This window comes from Nostoc sp. (genome assembly GCF_036917975.1).
Taxonomy (GTDB): domain Bacteria; phylum Cyanobacteriota; class Cyanobacteriia; order Cyanobacteriales; family Nostocaceae; genus Nostoc.
In genome coordinates this window covers 100185-115887 of record NZ_JBALEJ010000073.1, presented here as the reverse complement: position 1 = coordinate 115887, position 15703 = coordinate 100185, and the positions used below count along the sequence as shown (strand labels likewise).

The window sequence follows — 15703 nt, the reverse complement described above, 5'->3', positions numbered from 1 at the left end:
ATAATGTTTTTTGACATCCTCACCGCCGTGAACGCACGAGGAAAAAGGAGTAATGAGTAATAAGTAATAAGTAATGAGTAAATACCCATTTTTCATCTACTCATTACTCATTACTTTAAAGTATTGCGTGAAGCACGTAGCTCTAAACCCAATTTTTCGGTAAGGCTGAAGAATTTACTCAACTTCTTCACAGTGAATTAACAGCGTTTCCATCGCTTCTGCTAGAGAAATCAACTCTGTCCAAGAGGAGCCACTAACTAAATTTTGGGCGTGAGCTAATCGGTTTCGCAACTGTTCAGCAGACTTGAGGAAGCGTTCGCCAAACCGTTTTGATTTTAGTCCTAGTTGCTGGAGAAGTTCTGGTTGATTTAAAATCAATTCTCGCTTGTCACAAAATTGCAAATAATCTAACAAATCGGTGGCTTCGTTTCTTTCTTGGCTCTCTCGCCATAGCCGTTGAGCAACTTCTAAGCGCTCAGGTTTAAGGACTTTTTGCCAAGAATCTTGAGGATAGTAAATCCGCACCAGCCGCAGCAAATTCATTTCTAACAGCGTTACCAAGCCAAACAGTAGCATTCGCACAGGTGCTTTTTGCAAGTCACCACAGGTAACAATACCACTTACCTGATTGCAATCCAAAACAAACAATCGCGGAGTTTGTTGCAAAATGGGTAGCAACTTTATCAGTGGGGTAGAAATAGCAATTAGTTCTTTGGGATGAAACACCCGTTGATAGTCACTACATTTGCCTTCTTTGCCTGGAATCAAACTAGAGCGTTCTATATAACCGCTAATAATATCTCCCGTCTCAACACCGATAACATCAAAATTTTGTGCCTGCATCCAATGCAGCACTTCTTTTACCTCTGCATCAGCTGGCATCGCTTTCAGGGGTTCTGCCACATATTCAATGGTAATATTGTTCTCAAATAAACTCCGCAGGTCTTGAGAACGCGATTTTAGGTGTTTCATCCCCTGGCTGTGAACTCACGATAAAACAGGAGTCAGAATACAGAATACAGAATTCAGAATACTCTACCCATAAAGGGATAGAGTTTTAAGCCTACCATCTTAGTTGGTAATATCTTAGTGATGATTGAGACAATTTCAAGTAACAAAATATTTCGCATTTAGAAAAAAATAAATATATATGTAATTAACTATATGAGATTAATTAATTTGCGATAAAAATGTCGAAAAGCCTGACAAAAAAATGTTACTACTAAAACGACATATCAAATTGATACTTGGTAAAATTCTACCAAGATAACCAAATTACCAAGATAACCAAAACTAATAATATTATTATGCCAAGAAAAGAACAAGGATGGGTTACATTTCAAACCTCAGAGGACGAGCGCAAGATTCTAGAGGAGTTCTGTGAACAGTCTCAACGTACCAAGACTGAGATTCTGCGGGAACTCGTGCGTAGTCTTACTCAGCAATCTTCAGCACCAATATCACCATCAACTCAGCAGGAAGAACAGGAAAATATTTACACTCAAAAACCTGACAGAGAAAGTAATATTCAAAAGAAATCACTAAAAGTTAGCTCTCGCAATATTCTTAAAGGTGTCGTTAAACGAGTTGTTTATGGAGCAGTTAATAGTGAGGTAACTCTAGAGATTATTCATAAAGTAGAATTAACCTCAATTATCACCAGAGCTTCCGCAGAAGAGTTGGAACTATCTGAGGGAAAAGAAGCTTATGCAGTTATTAAGTCTAACGATATTGTCATTGCTAGAGAATAGAAATGTATTGATTTTTGGCTAATAAATTATCGGCGTTGCATAAATGCGGGATGAATCAGTTAAACACAGGTATTTCTCTATACTTCAAGTAATGAAGTAATAATCTAATAGACATCTCCAAAAATTAAATATGCGTTACCCATAACACTTGTAGAGACGTAGCACTGCTACGTCAAAACAATTCTTTTTCGGAGATGTCTAATTGAATATTTAAGCATATCTACTGATTTAGAATAGCATCACAGTATGGACATTGCACAGTAGGTCACCTCAATTCATCCCTCTATTATGCAACGCCGATTTTTTTATCTGCTACCACACTTTGTTGACGAGATGAAAGACGATTTAATACACCCATCCCAGCCAAGGCGATCGCAATTCCTAAACCAGCACCCAAGAATAATCGCTTCAACCAGACCCTATTTGATTTCTGCTCTGATTTGCTCAAAAAGCTAGCATCTTCAGAGGTTACAGGTTCTTCCACCCCGACTTCTGAAACACTTTCATCGCTTAATCCGATCTAGCTAATCTAAGTCACGCACTACAAGTGTTTAGATCACCGTCAATAAGGCTTAGATATGAAAAACTGATAAAACTAATCTAGACTTATCTAAATTAAAATCATAACTATTTATGTATTTCGGAACACTAGCAAATTTTTTTCTACGCAACCTATAATTCCTCTAAAGCCTTTGCATTGTCAGGAAACCATGCAATACCATGTAATCCAGGCATAGATGAAGCTAGCGTCTACAGCTACACGTGAGTTACAAAGGAGCAAACTCCATTTCCCTAAATTCCAGGAAGGGTGGCCCAGATTAGAGAATTTTGAAATCAATCAAATCAATAAATCATTGGTATTTACGAGAGTAACCAGATATGTTCAATGCAACTGAAATTTTAATTGATGCCTTTGTAAATGAAATTCGAGAAGGCTACCGTCGCACTTATGGCTGCTTCAAAAATGATTATCAGGACATTATCGCCTGGGCTGGTAACATGGCTTTGGAAAACATTGCCAATAGCGATGCCCTATACCACAATGTTGAACACACTGTCTTAGTCACCCTCGTAGGACAAGAAATCTTACGTGGCAAACACATCAGAGAAGGCGGTGTTTCTAGTGAAGACTGGTTGCATTGTATTATTTCCCTAGTGAGTCATGATATTGGCTACGTTAAGGGAGTTTGCCGACAAGACCGAGAAACAGCAGGCTTATATGCCACAGGTAAAAATGGCAGAATGATTTCTGTAGCTCCTGGCGCTTCTGATGCCAGTCTGACACCGTATCATGTTGATCGAGCCAAGCTCTTTATTGATGAGCGTTTTGGAGGTCACAAGTTAATCGATGCTGAGGCAATTAAGAGCAATATTGAATTGACTCGATTTCCTGTACCTGCGGCAGAAGATCATCAAGATACAAAGTGCTTTGCAGGATTAGTCCGGGCTGCTGACTTGATTGGTCAACTAAGTGACCCGCGTTACCTGAAGAAAATTACTTCTTTATTTTACGAATTTGAAGAAACTGGTGTAAATAAAGTTTTGGGCTATCAAACCCCTGCTGATTTACGTAATAACTACGCTAAGTTTTACTGGAATGGCGTCTATCCCTATATTCAAGAGGGACTACATTACCTATCGCTGACACAGCAGGGAAAACAAATTCTCGCTAATCTTTACTCAAACGTGTTTGTGGTAGAACATGAAAAACAACAGGAAGAACAGCAGCGCTATTTAGAGAAGTTAGCAGTTAAGAGTTAGGAGTTATTCAATTTTGGATTTTAGATTTTAGATTTTAGATTTTTCCTTCAATTTAAAATTAAAAATCCAAAATTTGCAGAGTTGAAAATTATTAATCATGAGTTATGAATTAAGATAAAAGCTTAATAACTCATAACTTATAACTCCTAACTACTATGGATTGGTGGCGAAGACTGAAGAAAAATCCTTTGGCACGATTTGGGGCAATTTTGCTGTTAATTTTCTATATAGGAGTAATTGCCGCTGATTTCGTAGCTCCTTATGATCCCTATGCTTCACAGCCTAATGGTTCACTGCTACCACCAACTAAGATACGCTGGGTTTCTCAATCAGGGCAGTTTGTCGGGCCTTATGTTTATCCGACAACTCAGGGAGATACGAATTTAGATACAGGCGATCGCAAACTCATTGTAGACTCGACAAAGCCCTCACCCCTACATCTATTTGTCTCCGGGGCAGAATACCGATTGTTGCGGATGAGTTTGCCACTGCCGCCGAAGTGGGATGAAGTCACAATCTTTGGTGGTATTCCCTTAAATTGGCATTTATTTGGCACAAAAACTGGCGCAAAAGTCAATATTTTGGGCACTGATGACCAAGGCCGAGACCAATTCAGCCGCTTGCTGCATGGCGGTCGCATCAGTATGTTTATCGGGATTTTTGGCATTATCATTACCTATCCCCTCGGTTTGCTCATTGGGGGAATTTCTGGCTATTTCGGCGGTGTTACCGATAGTGTCATTATGCGTTTGGCAGAAGTGCTAATGACTTTCCCCAGTATTTATCTTTTGGTGACATTGGGCGCAGTCTTACCAGCAGGTTTAAGTAGTACCCAGCGCTTTTTACTGATTGTGGTGATTACTTCGGTGATTAGCTGGGCTGGTTTAGCACGGGTCATTCGGGGACAGGTACTATCACTTAAAGAGCGAGAATTTGTCCAAGCCGCGCGGGCAATGGGCGCGAACCCACTTTATATCATCCTCCGCCACGTTTTGCCGCAAACGGCTAGTTATGTAGTTATCTCTGCAACTCTTGCAATTCCCAGCTTTATTGGTTCAGAAGCGATACTGAGTCTCATCGGCTTGGGAATTCAACAACCAGACCCCTCTTGGGGAAATATGCTTTCTCTGGCTAGCAATGCTTCAATTTTGGTGTTGCAGCCTTGGTTAATTTGGCCGCCGGCTGTGCTGATTATCCTCACAGTGCTGGCATTCAACTTACTCGGTGATGGGCTGAGAGATGCACTCGACCCCCGCAGTTTAAGAAGATAAGCCCTCAATAATAGTAAATGCGATCGCTGAAATAGCAAATGCGATCGCTGAAATAGCAAATGCGATCGCTGAAATAGCAAATGCGATCGTCGAAATAGCAAATGCTGTCGCTGACATAGCAAATGCGATCGTCGAAATAGCAAATGCGATCGTCGAAATAGCAAATGCGATCGTCGAAATAGCAAATGCTGTCGCTGAAATAGCAAATGCTGTCGCCGAAATAGCAAATGCGAATGCCGAAATAACAAATGCGATCGCCGAAATTAAGTCCGCCTTCGCGGACTTCGCCTATGTAGCCACGAATTCTATTCGCTACTACTGCAAAACCCAACGGCGAAAAAGTTCTACCATAATCCGGCAGCTTCCCTGAGTTTCCTCAACGACATCATGACGCTTCAAAGTATTTAAAAGCGAAAGCGAGTAATAGTTTTATGGCTTACAGCGAGTTTAGTTTAGCTAAAGCGAAACAAGAGTTTAGTTTAACCACATTAGAAAAACGCAATATTTTCGCTAGTGTTTCTGAATTAACAGCGAGTAATTTACTTGTAGAAACACTCAATTATAACCTGGATATCGCTTTAGGCAGTAATAGTGAAAAAGCTCGTTCTGAGTTAATTATTGCTCCCATTTTAGTTGATTTACGCCGACAACTACACGAACAAGTTAGTTTATTTTCTGGGGTAGATTTTACTGTTGATAATAGCAAAGGATTAAATGGCACTTGCGATTTTATTATTACCAAATCTCCAGAAATTCTAATTTTGACAGCACCAGTAATTACAGTTGTAGAAGCTAAAAAAGAAAATATTAATGGGGGTTTGGGTCAGTGTGCGGCGGAAATGGTAGCAGCCCAAATTTTTAATGAGCAAGCTGCAAGTGAGATTAAAACAATTTACGGAGCAGTCACAACGGGCAGTATTTGGCAATTCCTCAAACTAGAAGCAAAAACATTGACCATTGATTTAAGCGAGTATTATCTCAAAGATGTGAATAAAATTCTTGGGATTTTAGCCAATGGTATTTCTCAAGAAATTTAACAAAATATGAGAAGAAGTCAGGAGTCAGAATGGGCTAAACGCCCCGCTACCGCTAACAGGAGTCAGAATACTCTACTTAATATCGAATTCGAGGATCTACATAAGCATTTAAAATATCAATTAAAATGCTGGCACTGACAACGATCGCACCAAAAAATACTAGCACTCCCTGGACTGTGGGATAATCGCGATCGGCAATGGCCTGATACAGTCGATTAGCTAACCCAGGCCAAGAAAATGTTACCTCTGTCAAAATTGCCCCACCCAACAGAGATGCAAAGGTTAATCCCAACACTGTAATTACTGGGATTAGGGCATTCTTTAAGGCATGAGAGGCTAAAATCTTATTTTCACCAATACCTCTAGCTCTAGCGGCTTCTACATAATCTGCTTGCAAGGTTTGCTTTAAATTCACTCGCACAATTCGCTCAAAAATCCCACTGAGCAAAATTCCTAGTGTGAGACTCGGTAGAGCCAGATGGTGCAAAGATGTGAAAAACTGGGTGAAGTTTCCAGCGAGTAAGCTATCAACTGTATACAATCCAGTGATAGTAGCGGGCGCTGGCAGATTGGGCGGAAAGCGGTTGGAATTAGGAAACCAACCCAATTGGACTGAGAAAATCAACTGCAAAAGCATTCCCGCCCAAAACATGGGGAGTGCGTAGGTGATGATCCCAAATAAGCGCCCACCGACATCAAAATATGTCCCAGGACGAGAAGCCGAAAGAGTCCCAACTGCAATTCCGACAATAAGTGCAACCGCCATACTACATACTGCTAACTCCACCGTCGCCGGGAAGTATTGCCCGATTATGTCCCAGACATTTTGTCCGCGACTCATTAAAGAGGTTCCCAAGTCAAAGCGCAGTATGCTTCCCAAATAATTGAGATATTGTAGCCACAGGGGAAGGTTTAAACCGAGTTGTTTTCGTAATTCCTCTTTAGCAGCTTCCGGCGCACGTCCGCCTAGAATTGCATCTGCTGGATCTCCTGGTGTTGCTCTTAGTAAAAGAAATACAATGGTGATAATCGTTAATAGTTGAAGTGGCGCAAGAAGCAACCGAGAAACAATGTAATATTGTAAAGCTTTAGAACGAGACATAAGCAATTCAAAGTTTAAAATTAAAAATGCAGTTTTTGTAACTATCTTAGCTATTAACTAGATATATGTTGAACATGAAATATTTTATTGAATAGTCAAAAGCCAACGGTCAACAGTTATTACTAATAGACTTCTCCAGAAATTAAATATCCGTCACCCAGAACCCTTGTAGAGACGTAGCACTGCTACGTCTCTACATTCTTTTTCGGAGATGACCAATGACTAATGACTGAATGGCACTAAGAAAAGCCCAAAAGCCTGTGTAGCCTCGTTCCCAGCGTCCAGGCTGGGAATGTATTCCGAGAGGCTCCGCCTCTGGTCAAGAAAGAGGAGGCGGAGCCTCCCAGAATGGGTTCCCAGCCTGGAGGCTAGGAACCAGTCAGCGCAAGGGCTGTATCTTAACTTAGTGCCATTCGACTAATGACTAATGACTACTTTTTAAGTGTCTGGTAAACCAGAATTTGAGTAGGATTAAGTTGTACGCTACTAACACCCTTTTGGGCAAATACATAGTCTTTGCTTTGCCATAAGGGAACGTAAGGGACATCAGTAGTTACTTGCGTTTGAATTTCTGTAAAAATTTTCTGACGCGCTTCGGGGTTTTGTTCTTTGCGTTGTTGATCAATCAGTTTATTGATGGCTTCGTTATAGTAGAACGAACCCTGAATTTGACTGCCTCCATCTTCGCATCCTTTAGCAACTGAACCTTTGTCACAAGCCAAAAATGGCTGGACGTAATTATCTGGATCTAAAAAATCTGGATACCAATCAAGTAAAGCTGCTGGATACAAACCCTTAGCAATGTCTTTAAAGAAGGCTGGCCCTTCGGCGGGGGTGACTTCAAATTGGAGTATTCCATCCATTTTGACATCCACAAGGGATTTGAGTGTCTGTGCTGCCAAACTACGAGTCGGTGAACTAGATGGATACCAAACTTGCACTTTTGCAGGATTTTCTTTAGAGAAGCCAGCAGTAGTTAGTAATTTTTTAGCTTGATCAAAGTTAGCATCGCCATATTTATCTTTGAATAATGGCACAGAAACTTTAAACGTTGTGGGAATCATGCTATAAAGCGGATCTGCTTGACCAAGTAACACTCGCTCGTTTAAAAGTGGACGGTCAATGATAGAAGCGATCGCTTGTCTTACCTCTAATTTATCTAAAGGCTTTTGATTCCGGTTTAATACCAGATAACTTACTACACTACCTTCAGCTGCGATCGCTTGCCAATCCCCTTTTTTACCACCTTCTTCTAAACTGCGATTTTGATCTGGCTGTAGCGACAGATAAGCTACATCCACTGCGCCTGTACGGAAAGCATTAAACAAATTAACCGGACTAGTTTGAATTTGCAGGTTAACACCCTTGTTAGCTGGTTTTTCTCCCCAATATTTATCAAACACATCAAATCTGATGGAATCAGTACCATACTGTCCTAATTTGTAAGGGCCAGTCCCCACAAAAATATTCGGCTTGAATTTACCAGCACCGAGTTCGTAAGCTTTTGGTGAAACTGCACACACCCCAGGAAACGCCAGCAGTGAGGGAAATGCTGCAAAGGGCTTTTTCAGCTTAATTGTCAACTCATACTCGCTTGTCGGTTTGATCGAATCTACTATATCAGCTAGTAAAAATGAGGGTTTTCCTTTATTTTGAATAAAGCGGTTGATGGTAAAGGCCATTGCTTGAGCGTTGAAGGGAGTTCCATCGTGAAAAACGACTCCCTGACGTAAGGGGATGGTATAAGTTAAGCCGTCTTGACTGACTTTGGGTAATGCTGTAGCTAGCTGGGGCTTAATTTCGGTGCTTCCTGATTCGTAGTTGTAGAGGCGATCGCTCATATTAAACACCAAGCCTAAAGATGCTAACTCATAAGCATCAGCCGGATCAAGGGTTCTGGGCTTGGCTGTTGTACCGATAGTAATCCGACCATCACCTGTAGGGCTATTTACAGAACCAGATGGCGGCGTAGTTTGCTGCGGACGAGGAGCGCAACTAACAACTAAAAATAAACATAGACAAAACAAAGATAGGAATTGTGTAATCCGACCCCACCGTTTCACGGACAAGGAAAACCAGGACATAGCAATAATATATTTGATATCAGCGGTCAGTAATTTTACTACATTTGTGACTATTGTGCTAAATCTTCATAAATCTAGAAGATAGTGATTATATTGGTTCTTTTTGGATGCAGCACGCGCTTTGGTTAGCAATATCTACGCCTAAGGTTAAGTTTATTGCTACTGTGATAATATATACAATGGGCTACATTTACACACTATATTGATTTGTTACAAAAATACATTGACAAAAATACATTAAGAGAGTTTCTTGCGTACTGAAAAATTTTTATTTAATTAAGATTTTCAACATTGGTTGAATTTGTCGTAGATTCATAGTTACAAGGAACTTAAGCTTTGACCTTAGCCTAAGTAGCGTATGTAAAGACTTAGCCTCGTTCCCAGCCTCCAGGCTGGGAATGTATTCAAAGGGGCTGCCGCCTCTGGTCAAGAAAGAGAAGGCGGAGCCTCCCAGAATGGGTTCCCAGCCTGGAGGCTAGGAACCAGTCAGCGCAAGGGCTGTATCTTAACTTAGTGCCATTCGACTTAGCCTAAGTAGTGTAGGTTGAGATTTTACCTGTTGCTGCTTGGGAACAGACATCGACAGAGCATTTTATCGTTAAGTTCGGCTGTATTGTCAAAAATAAGAGTGTTTGAACATCAGCGACTAAAGCGATCGCGATATTGTTAACAGCAGATTGAAAGTCGAAATAGTGAGACTAAGACCGTGAAGTATTTCTTTCTATCTGAGGGATGGGCAGTTGCCAGAGTCTGGGCATCTGATGGACTCTGGCAAATAACTGCATGGCGACGCCAACCAGATATTCAGCGAATGAATATTTGTTTAGTCGAAGAAAATGAATTGCTCTGGCTTTATCGAGTTGAAGAAGCCGTTTTAACTGTAGAAGTGAAGCCAACAACACCAGTAATTTCCAGTCAACCCATCGGCCAAGTAGTACTCAAGCGTCTGATGAGCGCCGAACAGGTAATCGAACGCCTGGGTACAGCTGAGGCGAAGTGTCAACTGCAAAATATCCAGTTGGTGGTTCAGTAAATCGTGGGGAGTAGGGAGTAGGGAATAGGGAGTAGGGAATAGGGAATAGACTAATGCGTAACATAACAACATAATTTATTGTTGTCCCCTCCTCTTGTTCCCCCCAATCCCCAGTCCCCACTCCCCACATAAAGATAAGAAAATTTAATCCCCGACGGGTATTGGTAGCGAAAAAACTTTGAGATGCTACGCGATCGCATCAATTTACACGCTTGCAAACAATTCCATCAATAGTTACACTTTTTAAAACATTCTCATTTTTGCTTGGCGATGGCTACCCTATATAGGTAAACCTCCCGAAGCGAGTAAGCATTGCCAAAGCACCCACGGTGTATGACTTCTTAAGACTAAGCTGTGGTAGTACTCTGGCTCTGGCAATAACAAAAAACAAGAGAGAGTTTTATGAGTGGCGTTTTTCGTCTCTCATAACCTCAGTAAGAAAATTGCTTTGTAAACTAACTCATCGAGGAGGAGCGTAGTCGATGGGACTACCCTGGTACCGAGTACATACAGTCGTTCTGAATGATCCAGGGCGACTGATTTCTGTACACCTAATGCACACAGCCTTAGTAGCAGGCTGGGCTGGTTCGATGGCACTCTACGAACTAGCTGTTTTTGATCCTAGCGATCCGGTTCTCAACCCGATGTGGCGTCAAGGGATGTTCGTCTTGCCCTTCATGTCACGTTTGGGCGTTACCCAATCTTGGGGTGGTTGGAACGTTACTGGTGGCCCATCAACTGATCCTGGCTTCTGGTCATTTGAAGGCGTTGCTGCGGCTCACATTGTTCTTTCCGGTCTGCTGTTCTTAGCCGCCGTATGGCACTGGGTTTACTGGGATTTGGAACTCTTTAGAGATCCCCGCACTGGTGAACCCGCCTTAGACTTGCCAAAGATGTTTGGCATTCACCTGTTCTTATCTGGTCTACTTTGTTTTGGATTTGGTGCTTTTCACGTCACCGGACTATTTGGTCCGGGGATATGGGTTTCTGACGCCTATGGTATAACTGGCGCAGCACAGGCAGTAGCACCAGAATGGGGACCAGATGGTTTTAACCCCTATAACCCTGGTGGCATTGCGGCTCACCACATTGCTGCTGGTGTTGTTGGTATTATTGCAGGCTTATTCCACCTCACAGTTAGACCCCCCGAACGGCTCTACAAAGCCCTACGGATGGGGAACATTGAAACAGTACTTTCTAGCAGTATTGCAGCAGTCTTCTTCGCTGCTTTCGTGGTTGCTGGTACTATGTGGTACGGTAACGCCGCCACACCCATCGAATTGTTTGGCCCTACCCGTTATCAATGGGATCAAAGCTACTTCCGTCAAGAAATTCAGCGCCGCGTTCAAACTAGCGTTGCTCAAGGTGCAACCCTTGACCAAGCTTGGTCGCAAATTCCCGAAAAACTGGCTTTCTACGATTACGTCGGTAATAGCCCCGCGAAAGGCGGTCTATTCCGTACAGGGCCGATGGTGAAGGGTGATGGCATTGCCCAATCTTGGCAAGGTCACGCCGTATTCAAAGATTCTGAAGGACGGGAATTGACCGTGCGTCGTCTCCCCAACTTCTTTGAAACCTTCCCAGTGATTTTGACTGATGCAGATGGAATTGTCCGCGCTGACATTCCCTTCCGTCGGGCAGAATCTAAGTATAGCTTCGAGCAATCTGGTGTCACCGTTAGTTTCTACGGCGGCAATCTGAATGGCAAGACCTTTACAGAACCAGCTGATGTGAAGAAGTATGCCCGTAAGGCTCAAGGCGGTGAAATCTTTGAATTTGACCGAGAAACCTTGAACTCTGATGGTGTATTCCGCACCAGTCCTAGAGGTTGGTTTACCTTTGGACACGCCGTATTTGCTCTGCTGTTCTTCTTTGGTCATCTCTGGCATGGTTCTCGGACAATCTACCGAGACGTATTTGCCGGTGTTGATGCGGATCTAGAAGAGCAAGTTGAGTGGGGTCTATTCCAGAAAGTGGGTGACAAGTCAACCCGCCGGAAGGAAGCCCTTTAAGGGACTGGGGACTGGGGAAGAAGCAAGGGAGAAGAGTTTTTCCCCTCTACTCCTCGCACCCTTCCCCTCTGACTCTTTTCAATACCCAATCCCCAATACCCAGTACCCAATCCCTAATCCCTCATTAACTAGCTGGATAAAGAGGAAATCGTAATATGGAAAGCGTTGCGTACATCTTGATTTTTACTCTGTGTATAGGTACTCTCTTTTTTGCGATCGCATTTCGCGAACCCCCTCGCTTTGAGAAACCAAAAGATAAGTAGATCCTATTCCCAGACCAAGCAGATTTAACGTTAATATCCGTTGCTACTAAGTATGGTAGCAACGGATATTATTATTTATCTCAATACAGTTCAGAATAAGCAACAAAACACTTGTAGAGACGGCGATTTATCGCGTCTCGAAAACCTCAATACCAAAAAAAGTGACTCTGAATTTCAGAGTCACCTGTAATATTTATTCTGAAACAGTCTAAATTTTTCCAATCAATTGAGAATTTAGACGTGCGAAACCTTACTTCTCGGCTTCAGCAATAGGAACCCATTCAGTATGGAAAGTTCCGGGCTTATCGAGACGCTGGTAAGTGTGTGCGCCGAAGTAGTCGCGTTGTGCTTGAGTCAAGTTTTGAGGCAAGCGATCGCGGCGATAGCTGTCAAAATAATCCAAGGAGGCGCTAAATGCGGGTACTGGAATTCCCACTGTTGCAGCGGTTGCAATCACTTCCCGCCAAGCTGTTTGTCTGTCAAGAATTGTCTGCTTAAATTCAGGAGCTAACAACAGGTTAGGTAATGCTGGATTTTCGCTAAAAGCCTTCTTAATCTTATTCAAAAAGCGAGCGCGAATAATACAACCACCTTTCCAAATCCGCGCCATTTCGCCCAGATCCAAATTCCAGTTATATGTTTTGGAAGCTGTGGATAGCAACGCCATCCCTTGAGCATAAGAACAGATTTTTGAGCAATAGAGAGCATCGCGTACTTTATTGATAAAGTCCTTAGTTTGCCCATCATACTTGACAGTGGGGCCTGTGAGGACTTTCGATGCTGCTACCCGCTCTTCTTTAATCGAAGAGATAATCCGGGCATTAACTGCTGCTGTAATTGTAGGAATAGAGACTCCCAATTCCAATGCAGTTTGCACAGTCCAGCGTCCAGTTCCCTTTTGACCTGCTGCGTCAACAATCAAATCCACCAGGGGTTTATTTGTGTCTGGGTCAATATATGGAAAGATATTCTTCGTAATCTCGATCAAAAATGAATCGAGTTCATCGGTGGTGTTCCATTCAGCAAACACATCATGTAGCTGACTAGGATTTAACCCAACAACATTTTTCAGCAAGTCGTAGGCTTCAGCAATTAGCTGCATATCGCCATACTCAATGCCGTTGTGTACCATTTTTACATAGTGGCCAGAACCACCAGGGCCAATGTAGGTTACACAAGGGCCATCATCGACTTGGGCAGCAATTTTGTTGAAAATTGGCGATAGAAACTCGTAAGAGCTTCTTGTACCCCCAGGCATCAGAGATGGGCCATTTAGCGCCCCTTCTTCACCGCCACTGACACCCATACCAAGATACCGAAGCCCAGTAGGTTCTAATTCCTGAGTGCGGCGTTCCGTATCTTCAAACCAAGAGTTGCCACCGTCGATAATGATATCGCCTTCTTCTAACAAGGGTTTGAGTTGAGCAATCACCGCATCCACTGGCTTACCAGCTTGCACCATTACTAGAATTTTGCGGGGACGTTCCAATAAGGCAACGAATTCTTCTAGAGTAAAGGCGGCTTTGACGTTCCTTCCTGGCGCGCGCTGCGCCATAAACGCATCCGTTTTTTCGCGGGAGCGGTTGTAAACTGCAATTGGGAAGCCATTGCGCTCCACGTTGAGAGCGATGTTCTCACCCATAACGGCTAATCCAATCACACCAAAGCTTTGTAGTGTCATAAAAAATTTCTGGCTAACTCTTGCAGATCCTTTACCTATAAGGGTAGTCCGATATTTTCCGTTCTCCCCTAAAGAAGACCTTAAGACTTGATATAAATGACAAAAATCCACAACTAACATGGATAATTAATTTTAAATTGTATCTAAATCAACAATTGACTTGCAAAATTTGCAAAATTGAAATAATTAAAGGACGCAGTAAGGAGTAACCAAATAATGCTGGCATTTGTCCTAGCTTTGGTAGTGGGTCTTGGTAGTTTAGCCATTTACATAGCAGCTTTCTTTTTCCCAGAAATCCATCGTAAGAATGACTTTATCTGGAGTGGCGTAGGATTATTCTACGCTTTAGTCTTATGGGTGTTTGCACCACGCATTACTGGAGGTTTGTTGCTGGGTCATGTGGCTAGTGTGGCTCTTTTGGTCTGGTTTGGCTGGCAAACTCTATCATTACGTCGGCAATTGACCCCGCAGGCACAACAAACCCAAGTACCCAGTGCTGAGTCGGTAAAAACTGGCATTCAAGAACAGGTGAATAAGTTGTCCCTTCAGGAACGGCTGGGCCAGTTGCAAAAAGGTCTGGGTAGCACCTTCGGTGGCGCGAAAGACAAGGTGCAACAGACTGTGAGTAAAAAAACACCCACAACCCCCAAACCTGAAGATATTACTTCTGTACTGTCAGAGCAACCTGCTATTGAGATTATTGACAAAACTATTGTCATACCAGAACCACCAGCAGAGGAGACAGTTACTACCGACACCGAAGCAAAAACTGAGATTGTACCGGAAGCGATTCCCCCACATCCCCCATCTCCTGAATTGGTGGAAGCAGCGCAACCAGATTTTGAAATTGAAGATAAGCAACCGATTCCCGTAGAAGAAATTGCTCCAGATGCGGTACTCGCTCCCCCAGCAGAAACGCCACCGGAACAAATACCGCCTAATTAAGGTAGTTGAATGCTGTGAAACCCAACATCAACCTAATATGATGTTGGGTTTCACTATTTCCATCAGACTATTTTAGGGTTTAGGGCTAATTTCAAACGCTAATTCAGAACGATAGAAGCACACATCAAACGCTAAAAAGAAATTCATGTGTCCTAAAATCAATGGGGCGTTTCTATCTCTTGTCCAAGCAAAAACTAACTCTACTGTCGGAAATTGTTCAACATTCGCCATCAACACCAATGCCTTCGCCTCAAACCTAGCCAGATTACCACCCAATGGAACGGAAAGTCTTTGACGCTCCCAAACTGCCCCCAGCCTTAACCCGATTTCGTAGGGCAATACGTTGATAGTAGAACCAGTATCTAGCAAGCCTGATACACTTACCGAACGATTCTGATAAGTGAGAATTAGCGGTAGATAAGGCAGCGTACTTAATGCACCGAGTTCTGGATTTACTTCAGTAAATGCAAATCTAACTTTATCAACCATGTGTTGCCGCTTTTTCTTCTGCTAATGCCTTCGCTAAAACAGCAGCAGCTTCAAAAGAATCATATAAGCCAAGACTAGCTACTTTATCCTGAGCATCCAATGGAACTAAACTTGATTCCTTTAACAATTCGGCTGCCAGTAAATGCATTAGTAAGAGTTTATCAGTGTGGGATAATTCTTTAACTAGCGGGATGAGTTCGGTAAGAAGCATAAGTTAAGGCTTTAATGAATTTAGATAAATTTTAGAGCATAGTTTAGGAAATGCTCTTAACTA

16 protein-coding genes are annotated in these 15703 nt (G+C 42.5%); 8 read left to right on the top strand and 8 right to left on the bottom strand.

Annotated elements, in window-relative coordinates; translation table 11 throughout:
• Window positions 1–174: 174 nt before the first annotated feature.
• Complete coding sequence (locus tag V7K76_RS26365) at window positions 175–972, bottom strand: hypothetical protein (RefSeq protein ID WP_334774664.1); 798 nt, start codon at window positions 970–972, stop codon at window positions 175–177.
• A 335-nt stretch (window positions 973–1307) separates the two neighbouring features.
• Here V7K76_RS26365 and V7K76_RS26360 point away from each other — a divergent pair, with 335 nt between their 5' ends.
• Window positions 1308–1751, top strand: a complete 444-nt coding sequence (locus V7K76_RS26360) for a TOBE domain-containing protein (RefSeq protein WP_334774663.1) — start codon at window positions 1308–1310, stop codon at window positions 1749–1751.
• Between the two features lie 286 nt (window positions 1752–2037).
• On the opposite strand, the gene V7K76_RS26355 is transcribed toward V7K76_RS26360, so the two are convergent.
• Entirely contained in the window at window positions 2038–2235 is a 198-nt protein-coding gene (locus tag V7K76_RS26355) for a hypothetical protein (RefSeq protein ID WP_334774662.1), read from the bottom strand.
• A gap of 395 nt (window positions 2236–2630) precedes the next feature.
• Here V7K76_RS26355 and V7K76_RS26350 point away from each other — a divergent pair, with 395 nt between their 5' ends.
• Both V7K76_RS26350 and V7K76_RS26345 read left to right on the top strand, forming a co-directional pair.
• Window positions 2631–3512 (top strand): Npun_R2479 family HD domain-containing metalloprotein, encoded by an 882-nt coding sequence (locus V7K76_RS26350; protein ID WP_334774661.1) that lies wholly within the window; start codon window positions 2631–2633, stop codon window positions 3510–3512.
• Between the two features lie 155 nt (window positions 3513–3667).
• Window positions 3668–4783: an ABC transporter permease gene (locus V7K76_RS26345; RefSeq protein ID WP_334774660.1), complete on the top strand. Its 1116-nt coding sequence runs from the start codon at window positions 3668–3670 to the stop codon at window positions 4781–4783.
• A gap of 4 nt (window positions 4784–4787) precedes the next feature.
• Here the strand turns inward: V7K76_RS26345 and V7K76_RS26340 are convergent, their stop codons facing one another.
• Window positions 4788–5114 (bottom strand): hypothetical protein, encoded by a 327-nt coding sequence (locus V7K76_RS26340; RefSeq protein ID WP_334774659.1) that lies wholly within the window; start codon window positions 5112–5114, stop codon window positions 4788–4790.
• A gap of 100 nt (window positions 5115–5214) precedes the next feature.
• On the opposite strand from V7K76_RS26340, the gene V7K76_RS26335 reads away from it, so the two are divergent.
• A complete protein-coding gene (locus tag V7K76_RS26335) occupies window positions 5215–5820 on the top strand; it encodes a hypothetical protein (protein ID WP_334774658.1) in 606 nt (201 codons plus the stop codon).
• Between the two features lie 76 nt (window positions 5821–5896).
• Here the strand turns inward: V7K76_RS26335 and V7K76_RS26330 are convergent, their stop codons facing one another.
• Window positions 5897–6922 carry an ABC transporter permease gene (locus tag V7K76_RS26330; protein ID WP_334774657.1) on the bottom strand — a complete coding sequence of 342 codons (1026 nt, stop codon included), beginning with the start codon at window positions 6920–6922 and terminating at the stop codon, window positions 5897–5899.
• A 431-nt stretch (window positions 6923–7353) separates the two neighbouring features.
• Window positions 7354–9006: an ABC transporter substrate-binding protein gene (locus tag V7K76_RS26325; RefSeq protein ID WP_334774656.1), complete on the bottom strand. Its 1653-nt coding sequence runs from the start codon at window positions 9004–9006 to the stop codon at window positions 7354–7356.
• A gap of 706 nt (window positions 9007–9712) precedes the next feature.
• Here V7K76_RS26325 and V7K76_RS26320 point away from each other — a divergent pair.
• The 3 genes from V7K76_RS26320 (at window position 9713) to V7K76_RS26310 (ending at window position 12314) form a co-directional block, all read left to right on the top strand.
• Window positions 9713–10039: a hypothetical protein gene (locus tag V7K76_RS26320; RefSeq protein WP_334774655.1), complete on the top strand. Its 327-nt coding sequence runs from the start codon at window positions 9713–9715 to the stop codon at window positions 10037–10039.
• A 482-nt stretch (window positions 10040–10521) separates the two neighbouring features.
• Window positions 10522–12051, top strand: coding sequence for a photosystem II chlorophyll-binding protein CP47 (psbB, locus tag V7K76_RS26315; protein WP_334774654.1), 1530 nt, complete (start codon window positions 10522–10524; stop codon window positions 12049–12051).
• 155 nt (window positions 12052–12206) lie between these two features.
• Complete coding sequence (locus tag V7K76_RS26310; RefSeq protein ID WP_084227385.1) at window positions 12207–12314, top strand: photosystem II reaction center protein T; 108 nt, start codon at window positions 12207–12209, stop codon at window positions 12312–12314.
• A gap of 250 nt (window positions 12315–12564) precedes the next feature.
• Here V7K76_RS26310 and gndA read toward each other — a convergent pair whose 3' ends face one another.
• Entirely contained in the window at window positions 12565–13995 is a 1431-nt protein-coding gene (gndA, locus tag V7K76_RS26305; RefSeq protein WP_334774653.1) for an NADP-dependent phosphogluconate dehydrogenase, read from the bottom strand.
• 216 nt (window positions 13996–14211) lie between these two features.
• Between gndA and V7K76_RS26300 the strand changes: the two genes are divergently transcribed.
• A complete protein-coding gene (locus V7K76_RS26300; RefSeq protein ID WP_334774652.1) occupies window positions 14212–14940 on the top strand; it encodes a Ycf66 family protein in 729 nt (242 codons plus the stop codon).
• A 72-nt stretch (window positions 14941–15012) separates the two neighbouring features.
• Here the strand turns inward: V7K76_RS26300 and V7K76_RS26295 are convergent, their stop codons facing one another.
• Both V7K76_RS26295 and V7K76_RS26290 read right to left on the bottom strand, forming a co-directional pair.
• Entirely contained in the window at window positions 15013–15429 is a 417-nt protein-coding gene (locus tag V7K76_RS26295; protein WP_334774651.1) for a hypothetical protein, read from the bottom strand.
• The gene (locus tag V7K76_RS26290) at window positions 15422–15640 is read right to left on the bottom strand and encodes a hypothetical protein (protein WP_334774650.1); all 219 of its coding nucleotides are present in this window, start codon (window positions 15638–15640) and stop codon (window positions 15422–15424) included. Before V7K76_RS26290 ends, V7K76_RS26295 begins: the two co-directional genes overlap by 8 nt.
• Window positions 15641–15703: the final 63 nt, after the last annotated feature.

Coding starts and splice junctions, on each gene's coding strand:
- V7K76_RS26325 (WP_334774656.1), bottom strand. CDS start 9,006: ATGTCCTGGTTTTCCTTGTCCGTGAAACGGTGGGGTCGGATTACACAA.
- V7K76_RS26360 (WP_334774663.1), top strand. CDS start 1,308: ATGCCAAGAAAAGAACAAGGATGGGTTACATTTCAAACCTCAGAGGAC.
- V7K76_RS26300 (WP_334774652.1), top strand. CDS start 14,212: ATGCTGGCATTTGTCCTAGCTTTGGTAGTGGGTCTTGGTAGTTTAGCC.
- V7K76_RS26345 (WP_334774660.1), top strand. CDS start 3,668: ATGGATTGGTGGCGAAGACTGAAGAAAAATCCTTTGGCACGATTTGGG.
- V7K76_RS26335 (WP_334774658.1), top strand. CDS start 5,215: ATGGCTTACAGCGAGTTTAGTTTAGCTAAAGCGAAACAAGAGTTTAGT.
- psbB (WP_334774654.1), top strand. CDS start 10,522: ATGGGACTACCCTGGTACCGAGTACATACAGTCGTTCTGAATGATCCA.
- V7K76_RS26330 (WP_334774657.1), bottom strand. CDS start 6,922: ATGTCTCGTTCTAAAGCTTTACAATATTACATTGTTTCTCGGTTGCTT.
- V7K76_RS26295 (WP_334774651.1), bottom strand. CDS start 15,429: ATGGTTGATAAAGTTAGATTTGCATTTACTGAAGTAAATCCAGAACTC.
- V7K76_RS26290 (WP_334774650.1), bottom strand. CDS start 15,640: ATGCTTCTTACCGAACTCATCCCGCTAGTTAAAGAATTATCCCACACT.
- V7K76_RS26310 (WP_084227385.1), top strand. CDS start 12,207: ATGGAAAGCGTTGCGTACATCTTGATTTTTACTCTGTGTATAGGTACT.
- V7K76_RS26350 (WP_334774661.1), top strand. CDS start 2,631: ATGTTCAATGCAACTGAAATTTTAATTGATGCCTTTGTAAATGAAATT.
- V7K76_RS26365 (WP_334774664.1), bottom strand. CDS start 972: ATGAAACACCTAAAATCGCGTTCTCAAGACCTGCGGAGTTTATTTGAG.
- gndA (WP_334774653.1), bottom strand. CDS start 13,995: ATGACACTACAAAGCTTTGGTGTGATTGGATTAGCCGTTATGGGTGAG.